Source organism: Hydrogenophaga sp. GW456-12-10-14-TSB4 (genome assembly GCF_059424305.1).
The window spans coordinates 27,000-34,724 of sequence record NZ_JBWKZH010000062.1 but is presented as its reverse complement, the minus strand read 5'-3'; the positions used below and the strand labels follow the sequence as shown (position 1 = coordinate 34,724).

Annotated in this window: 7 protein-coding genes; 5 read left to right on the top strand and 2 right to left on the bottom strand. The window is 68.8% G+C overall.

Annotation, left to right across the window (positions count from 1 at the left end; all coding sequences use genetic code 11):
- The first annotated feature begins 328 nt into the window (after positions 1–328).
- From AC07ZS_RS23735 to glxR, 4 genes are read left to right on the top strand one after another with little or no spacing between them, the layout of a single operon-like run.
- Positions 329–1,279: a Bug family tripartite tricarboxylate transporter substrate binding protein gene (locus tag AC07ZS_RS23735; protein WP_494800993.1), complete on the top strand. Its 951-nt coding sequence runs from the start codon at positions 329–331 to the stop codon at positions 1,277–1,279.
- Positions 1,280–1,286: 7 nt separating this feature from the next.
- Positions 1,287–2,633: a glucarate dehydratase gene (gene gudD / locus AC07ZS_RS23730; RefSeq protein ID WP_494800992.1), complete on the top strand. Its 1,347-nt coding sequence runs from the start codon at positions 1,287–1,289 to the stop codon at positions 2,631–2,633.
- Positions 2,634–2,668: 35 nt separating this feature from the next.
- Positions 2,669–3,457, top strand: a complete 789-nt coding sequence (locus tag AC07ZS_RS23725) for an HpcH/HpaI aldolase family protein (RefSeq protein WP_494800991.1) — start codon at positions 2,669–2,671, stop codon at positions 3,455–3,457.
- Between the two features lie 47 nt (positions 3,458–3,504).
- Positions 3,505–4,389: a 2-hydroxy-3-oxopropionate reductase gene (glxR, locus tag AC07ZS_RS23720; RefSeq protein WP_494800990.1), complete on the top strand. Its 885-nt coding sequence runs from the start codon at positions 3,505–3,507 to the stop codon at positions 4,387–4,389.
- A 17-nt stretch (positions 4,390–4,406) separates the two neighbouring features.
- On the opposite strand, the gene AC07ZS_RS23715 is transcribed toward glxR, so the two are convergent.
- Complete coding sequence (locus AC07ZS_RS23715) at positions 4,407–5,372, bottom strand: MBL fold metallo-hydrolase (protein ID WP_494800989.1); 966 nt, start codon at positions 5,370–5,372, stop codon at positions 4,407–4,409.
- Between the two features lie 2 nt (positions 5,373–5,374).
- On the bottom strand, positions 5,375–6,361 hold the full coding sequence (locus AC07ZS_RS23710) for a Bug family tripartite tricarboxylate transporter substrate binding protein (protein WP_494800988.1): 987 nt from the start codon (positions 6,359–6,361) through the stop codon (positions 5,375–5,377).
- Positions 6,362–6,471: 110 nt separating this feature from the next.
- On the opposite strand from AC07ZS_RS23710, the gene AC07ZS_RS23705 reads away from it, so the two are divergent.
- Positions 6,472–7,710: a LysR family transcriptional regulator gene (locus AC07ZS_RS23705; RefSeq protein ID WP_494800987.1), complete on the top strand. Its 1,239-nt coding sequence runs from the start codon at positions 6,472–6,474 to the stop codon at positions 7,708–7,710.
- The last annotated feature ends 15 nt before the right edge of the window (positions 7,711–7,725 follow it).

Here is a 7,725-nt window from a genome sequence, read left to right as displayed (position 1 = left end):
GGCCACCCCCACCCTCGACGACCTCTTGGCACTCGGTCCGTGAGCGCACCAAGATCACTTCTGGCTCGGGAGTGCCCGGCGTTCTGCGCAGCGGGGTAAAGGAGGAGGGCCGGCGCAGCCGGGCCGGGGGACACCCGCGGAGCAGAGCGCCGGGCGCTCCCGAGCCCGCGAGGTCTAAGCAGAGCCAATCCCCACCCAAAAGCTCAACCAAAAAAACACGTTGACGCCCAAATTTGGTACCGGTACCATCCGCATCACCTCCATTTGGTACCGGTACCAAATCGGAGTCCCTTGCCGCAAGATTCCCAACGACAGGAGACAAGACACCATGAAGAAACTGCTGTGCGCACTCGGCGCGTCCATGACCCTGACCGCTGCCATGGCCTGGCCGGAAAAACCGGTCACCATCATCGTGCCCTTCCCCCCCGGCGGCTCCACCGACCTGATCGCCCGCACCCTGCAACCCAAACTGCAGGAAAAATTCGGCGGCACCTTCGTGGTGGACAACAAGGCTGGCGCCACCGGCACCATCGGCGCCGCGCAGGTCGTGCGCTCCGCCCCCGACGGCTACACCCTGCTCGTCGCCTCCCTCGGCCCCTACGTCATCGCGCCCCATCTCACCAAGGTCCCGTACGACGCCACCAAGGACATGGACTACATCACCGTCGCCGTGCAGGCGCCCAACGTGCTCGTCGTGCCCGCCGCCTCGCCGCACAAAAGCATGGCCGACGTCATGGCGTTCCAGAAAGCCAACCCCGGCAAGATGACCTTCGCCTCGTCCGGCAACGGCAGCAGCGACCACCTCACCGCCGAGCTCTACTGGCAGCAGACCAACACCACCGGCGTGCACGTGCCCTACAAAGGCGGCGGCCCCGTGATGACCGACCTGCTGGGCAACCAGGTGGACTCGTCCTTCATGAACATCAACACCGCCATGCCGCAGATCAAGGCCGGCAAGCTGCGCGCGCTCTCCATCACCAGCGCCCAGCGCTCGCCCCTGCTGCCCGACGTGCCCACGCTGCAGGAACTCGGCATCAAGGACGCCAACGTGTACTCCTGGCAGGCCGTCTCCGGCCCCAAGGGCATGCCGGCCGATCTGAAGAACAAGCTGCAGGCCGCCATCAAGGACGCGCTCAACGACCCCGTCATCAAGCCCAAGCTGCTGGAGCTGGGCTTCGAGATCGTGGCCAACACGCCCGAACAGTTCACCGCCTTCCAGGCCAGCGAGTTCGCGCGCTGGAAAAAACTGATCGAGACCCGCAACATCAAGGCCGACTGATCCTTTCATGCTGAACCCCGTCACCGTGTCCACCACCCCCCGCGTCACCGAGCTGCGCGTCATTCCCGTCGCGGGCCGCGACGGCATGCTGCTCAACCTGAGCGGCGCGCACGCGCCGTTCTTCACGCGCAACATCCTCATCCTCACCGACAGCGCCGGGCGCACCGGCGTGGGCGAGGTGCCCGGCGGCGAGAAGATCCGCCAGACGCTGGAGGACGCGCGGGAACTGGTGGTGGGCCAGCCCCTGGGGGCGCACCAGAAGGTGCTGCAGCAGCTGCAGACCCGCTTCGCCGACCGCGACGCGGGCGGGCGCGGGCTGCAGACCTTCGACCTGCGCACCACCATCCACGCCGTGACGGCGGTGGAGTCGGCCCTGCTGGACCTGCTGGGCCAGCACCTGGAGGTGCCCGTGGCCGCGCTGCTCGGTGAAGGCCAGCAGCGCGACGCGGTGGAGATGCTGGGCTACCTCTTCTTCGTCGGCGACCGGAAAAAAACCAACCTGCCGTACGCCAGCGAGCCCGACGCCGACAACGCCTGGAGCCGGCTGCGGCACGAGACCGCGATGACGCCCGAGGCCGTGGTGCGCCTGGCCGAGGCCGCGCGCGAGCGCTACGGCTTCAACGACTTCAAGCTCAAGGGCGGCGTGCTGCGCGGCGACGAAGAAGTCGACGCCGTGATCGCGCTGCACGAGCGCTTTCCCGATGCCCGCGTCACCCTCGACCCCAATGGTGGCTGGCTGCTGAAAGACGCGATTCGCCTGGGCCAGCGCATGCGCGGCGTGGTCGCTTACGCCGAAGACCCCTGCGGCGCGGAAGAAGGCTTCTCGGGCCGCGAGGTGATGGCCGAGTTCCGCCGTGCCACCGGCCTGCCCACGGCCACCAACATGATCGCCACCGACTGGCGGCAGATGGTGCATGCGCTCTCGCTGCAATCGGTCGACATCCCGCTGGCCGACCCGCATTTCTGGACCATGGCCGGCAGCGTGCGCGTGGCGCAGACCTGCCGCGACTGGGGCCTGACCTGGGGCTCGCACTCCAACAACCACTTCGACATCTCGCTCGCGATGTTCACCCACGTGGGCGCGGCCGCGCCCGGCAAGGTCACCGCGATCGACACGCACTGGATCTGGCAGGACGGCCAGCGCCTCACGAAGGAGCCGCTGCAGATCGTGGGTGGCCACGTGCAGGTGCCGAAGAAACCCGGCCTGGGCATCGAGCTCGACATGGCCGAGGTGGAGAAGGCGCACCGGCTCTACATGGAACACGGCCTGGGCGCGCGCGACGACGCGATCGCCATGCAGTTCCTGATCCCGAACTGGCGCTTCGACCCCAAGCGCCCCGCGCTGGACCGCTGACAATCCCCCGACCCATTGCAAGAAGAAGGAACCCGATGAGACCCAACCGTCTGCGTGAAATCTGGGCCCGTGGCGGCGCCGTGGCCAACGGCTGGCTGGCCATTCCCAACAGCTTTTCCGCCGAGACCATGGCGCACCAGGGCTGGGACTCACTCACCATCGACCTGCAGCACGGCGTGGTGGACTACCAGGCCATGGTGACCATGCTGCAGGCCATCTCCACCACCGACACCGTGCCGGTGGTGCGCGTGCCCTGGCTGGAGCCCGGCATCCTCATGAAGACCCTGGACGCCGGTGCCTACGCCGTCATCTGCCCCATGGTCAACAGCCGTGCAGATGCCGAGAAGCTGGTGGCTTACACCCACTACGCGCCGCGCGGCACGCGCAGCTTCGGCCCGGTGCGCGCGCTGCTCTACGGCGGCGCCGATTACCCGAAGCACGCGAACGACACCATCGTCACCTTCGCCATGATCGAGACCGCGCAGGCGCTCGACAACCTGGAGGAAATCCTCTCCACGCCGGGGCTGGACGCGATCTACATCGGCCCGTCCGACCTCTCGCTCGCACTCGGCTGCAACCCCACCTTCGACGACCTCGACCCCAAGGCCGCCGCCGCCGTGGAGCACATCCTGGCGCGCGCCAAGGCGCACGGCCTGGTGGCCGGCATCCACAACGGTTCGCCCGAAGCGGCCGCGCGCCGCATCGCCATGGGCTTCCAGTTCGTCACCATCAGCTCCGACGCGCGCCTCATGGCCGCCGGCTCGCAGCAGGTGCTCTCGAAACTGCGCGCCTCGCAGCCCAAGGCCACGCCCGACGGCTACTGACCCCCTTTTCTCAACCTATCTCAACCTATTGCCAGAAAGAGCCCCTCATGAAGATCGGATTCATCGGCCTGGGCATCATGGGCACGCCCATGGCCCTGCACCTCGTCAACGCCGGCCACTCGCTGTACGTGCACACGCGCAGCCAGGTGCCCGAAGCCATCCAGGCCGCCGGTGGCGTGCGCTGCGAGAACGCCGCCGCCGTGGCGAAAGAGGCCGAGGTGATCTTCACCATGGTGCCGGACACGCCCGATGTGGAAACTGTGCTGTTCGGCGAGAACGGCGTGGCGCAGGGCCTGAGCAAGGGCAAGGTGGTGGTCGACATGAGCTCGATCTCGCCCATGGCCACCAAGGAGTTCGCCAAGAAGATCAACGCGCTGGGCTGTGACTACGTCGATGCCCCGGTCTCGGGTGGCGAGGTCGGCGCCAAGGCCGGCTCGCTCACCATCATGTGCGGCGGTGACGAGGCGGTGTTCGAGCGCGTGCGCCCGCTGCTGGAGCTGATGGGCAAGAACATCACGCTCGTTGGCGGCAACGGCGACGGCCAGACCACCAAGGTGGCCAACCAGATCATCGTGGCGCTCAACATCGCGGCCGTGAGCGAGGCCCTGGTGTTCGCGAGCAAGGCTGGCGCCGACCCGGCCAAGGTGCGCCAGGCGCTGATGGGCGGCTTCGCGGCCAGCCGCATCCTCGAGGTGCACGGCGAGCGCATGATCAAGCGCACCTTCAACCCGGGCTTCCGCATCAAGCTGCACCAGAAGGACTTGAACCTCGCGTTGCAGGGTGCGAAGGAACTGGGTGTGGGCCTGCCGCAGACCGCCAGCGCCGCCCAGCTGATGGGCGCCTGCGCCGCCAACGGCATGGCAGATCTGGATCACTCTGCCCTGGTGAAGGCGCTGGAGCTGATGGCCAACCACGAGGTGGCCAAGGGCTGAAGCCGCTCCCGGGTGCGCTACGCCGACGCGAAGGCGTAGCCGCTGCCTTCGGCCTGGATGCGGCCGAAGGCCGGGAATGGGAAGTGGTACCCGCCCACGATGCCCTGGTCGGCCGCCGCGCGCGCCAGGGCGGCGCGGCGCGAGGCGCGGGCCAGTTCGGGGTCCATGTCGAATTGCACTTGCCAGTCCGGGTTGCGGGTGAACAGCGCGGGGTAGTGCGCCGCGTCGGCCAGGTAGGTGAAGCTGGCGCTCGAGCCGCGCAGCGAGAACAGCGTGTGCCCCGGTGAATGGCCATACGCAGCGATGCTGTCCACCGCACCCAGCAACCGGTCCCCGGGCGTGAAGCGCTGCAGCTTGTCGGCCGGGTAGCCGTCGAGCACGCGGCGCGCGTTCACGAAACCCGCCTTGGCCGCCGGCGGCGCCGCTTCCAGGCGTTTCGCATCCATCCAGAAGTCGAACTCCGGCGTGGGCACCCACACGGTGGCATTGGGGTACACCAGGCTGCCGTCCTTGCGGCGCAGGCCGCTCACGTGGTCGCCGTGCAGGTGGCTCAGCAACACCGTGTCGATGTCCGCCGGGCCCAGGCCGGCGCCGCGCAGGTTGTCCAGCAGGCGGCCGGTGTTGGCCGGTCCGTTGTCGGCGAAGCCCGTGTCGATGAGGCAGCGCTTGCCGCCCACGATCAGCAGGAAGGCGTTGTACGGCACATCGATGTACTCGGTGGGCAGTTGCTGCGAAGCCAGCACGGCCTTCACCTGCTCCAGCGGCGCGTTGCGCACGAATTCCTCACCCAGCGGGCGGCGCACCACGCCGTCGTTCAGGGCGATCACGTCGGCCGAGCCGAGCGAGAACCGCCGCCAGCCTTGCGCCGGCAGCGGGGCCGTGCCCAGGTTGCTGGCGCCCTGGGACCAGGCCGATCCGAAGGCGAGCGCGGTGGAACTCACCGCACCCCACAGGAGGAAATCGCGCCGGGTGGAGGTGGTCATGGTCAGTCCGCTTTCACGTTGCCGCGCTGGATCACCTTGGCCCAGCGGGGGATCTCGCGGGCGATCAGCTGCGCGAAGGCCTGCGGCGTGGTGGGTGTGGGCACAGCGCCTTCGATCGCCAGGGCGCGAGCCACCTCGGGCGAGGTGAGCGCCTTGTTGATCTCGCTGTTGTAGAGCGCGACCAGCGGCGCGGCCATGCCGGCCGGGGCGACGATGCCGTACCACTGGTCGGCATCGAAGCCGGGGTAGCCGCTCTCGGCGACGGTGGGCACGTCGGGCAGGGCCGGCATGCGCTGCGGGCTGGACACCGCCAATGGCCGCAGCCGGCCACTGCGGATGTGCGCGATCAGGGCCGGCGAGCCGGTGAAGATCGCTTCCACCTGACCGCCCAGCACGTCGCTCACCGCCGGCGCCGCGCCCCGGTACGGGATGTGCGGCATGAAGATGCCCGCTTCCTGCTTGAGGTACTCGAAGGTGATGTGGGCCGCGCTGCCGTTGCCACCCGACGAGTAGTTCAGTCGGCCGGGTTCGGCCTTGGCCTTGGCGATGAAGGCCTTGAAGTCGGTGGCCGGAAACTTCTCGTTGACCACCAGCACGTTGGGCACGCGGGCCACCAGCGCCAGCGGGGCGAAGCTCTTGACCGGGTCGTAGGGCAGCTTGGGGTAGATCGAGGGGTTGATCGCCAGCGTGCCGATGTGGCCCATCATGATCGTGGCGCCGTCCGGTGCCATGCGCGCGACCTCGCCGGCGCCCACCGAGCCCGCCGCGCCGCCCTTGTTCTCGATCACCACCGTGATGCCGAGCTGCGTGGCCAGCCGCGCGCCGATCGCGCGCCCCAGGATGTCGGTGGAGCCGCCCGGCGGGAACGGCACGACCAGTTTGACGGTTTTCGGCAGTTGCGCCTGAGCCTGCACGTGGCCAACGGCGAGGCCGGCGGCGGCGCCCAGCACGAGTTGGCGGCGGGTGATCCGGGAGAGGGAAAAAGTCATGAGATTCTGTTTATAGGAGAACGGGTTGGAACGCCGTCCAGTGTCCCGGCTGGCACCGGTTGCCGCAACTGCAATATGCTTGACCAGGATTGCAATCTGCTTATGACAGCATGAACGGACAAGACGATATACGAACCCGCTTGCGCGCGCTGCGCACCGTCGAAGCCACCCACGAAGGCGGCAGCGCCGCCGCGGCGGCGCTGCTCCTGCACGTGTCCACCTCGACCGTGTCGCGCACCATTCAACAGGCCGAACAGGCCTTGCAGGTGAGCCTGTTCGAGCGCGGCACCCGGGGCATGGTGTGCACGACACCCGGGTTGGCCGTGGTGCGCGGCTGTGCCGCCATGCGCGCCGAGCTGGTGCTCAGCGTGGCCGACGGCGCGCCGCCGGAGCCGCGTCAGGAGCCTCTGCGCCGGCAGGTGGAGAGCCTGTTTCGCGTGCTCACGGTGCCCATGCTGCGCTGCTTTGTCGCTTGCGCCGAGCTCGCCAACGAAACGCTGGCCGCGCGCACGCTGGGCCTGTCGCAGCCGGCGGTCAGCCAGCAGCTGCGCTCCCTGCACCGGGCCTACGGCCGGCCGCTGATGCAGCGCACCCAGCGCGGCCTGCGCCTCACGCGCGACGGCCAGCGCGTGCTGGGACCGGTCAAGCGCGTGCTCAGCATCCTGCGCGTGCTGGAGGAGCAGATGTCCGCCTACCGGGGTGAGGCCACGGGGCGGCTGCACCTGGGCGTGCTGCCCATGGCCAGCACCTCGCTGGCGCCGCAGGCCCTGGCCGGGTTGTTGCAACGCATGCCGAAAGTGGTGGTGACCGTGAGCGACGGCACCTACGAGGCCATGGCCCGGCAGCTCAAGACCGGCGACCTGGACATGATCCTCGGCCCCTTGCGCGGCGAGCTCGTGGCACCCGAGCTGGAGGAGCGCGAGCTGTTCCGGGAATCGCTGATCGCGGTGGTGCGCCGTGGCCACGCGCTGGTCTCGGTGGGGCGCCAGCGGTCTCTGCGCCAGCTGCACCCACAGGCCTGGATCGCGCCGCTGGAGAACACACCGGCCCATGCCGCTTTCGAGCGCGCCTTCCGCGCCGCCGGGCTGTCCTTGCCGCAGGCCTCGTTCCACGCCAACAGCCCGCCGCTGGTGCGCGCGCTGCTGATGAAGAGCGACCACATCGCGCTGATGTCGCCGCTGCAGATCCAGGAAGACCTGGAGAGCGGCGCGCTGGTGCGCGTGCCGGTGACGTTGCAAGAGGTGGACCGCCGCATCGGCATCACCGTGCGGCGGGCGTTCGCCTGGCCGCCGTCCTGCGTCTACCTGTGGGAGCAGCTCAGCGCGCTGGCGCCGTTCGAGCGAACTTGAATGGGTGGTCTGTCG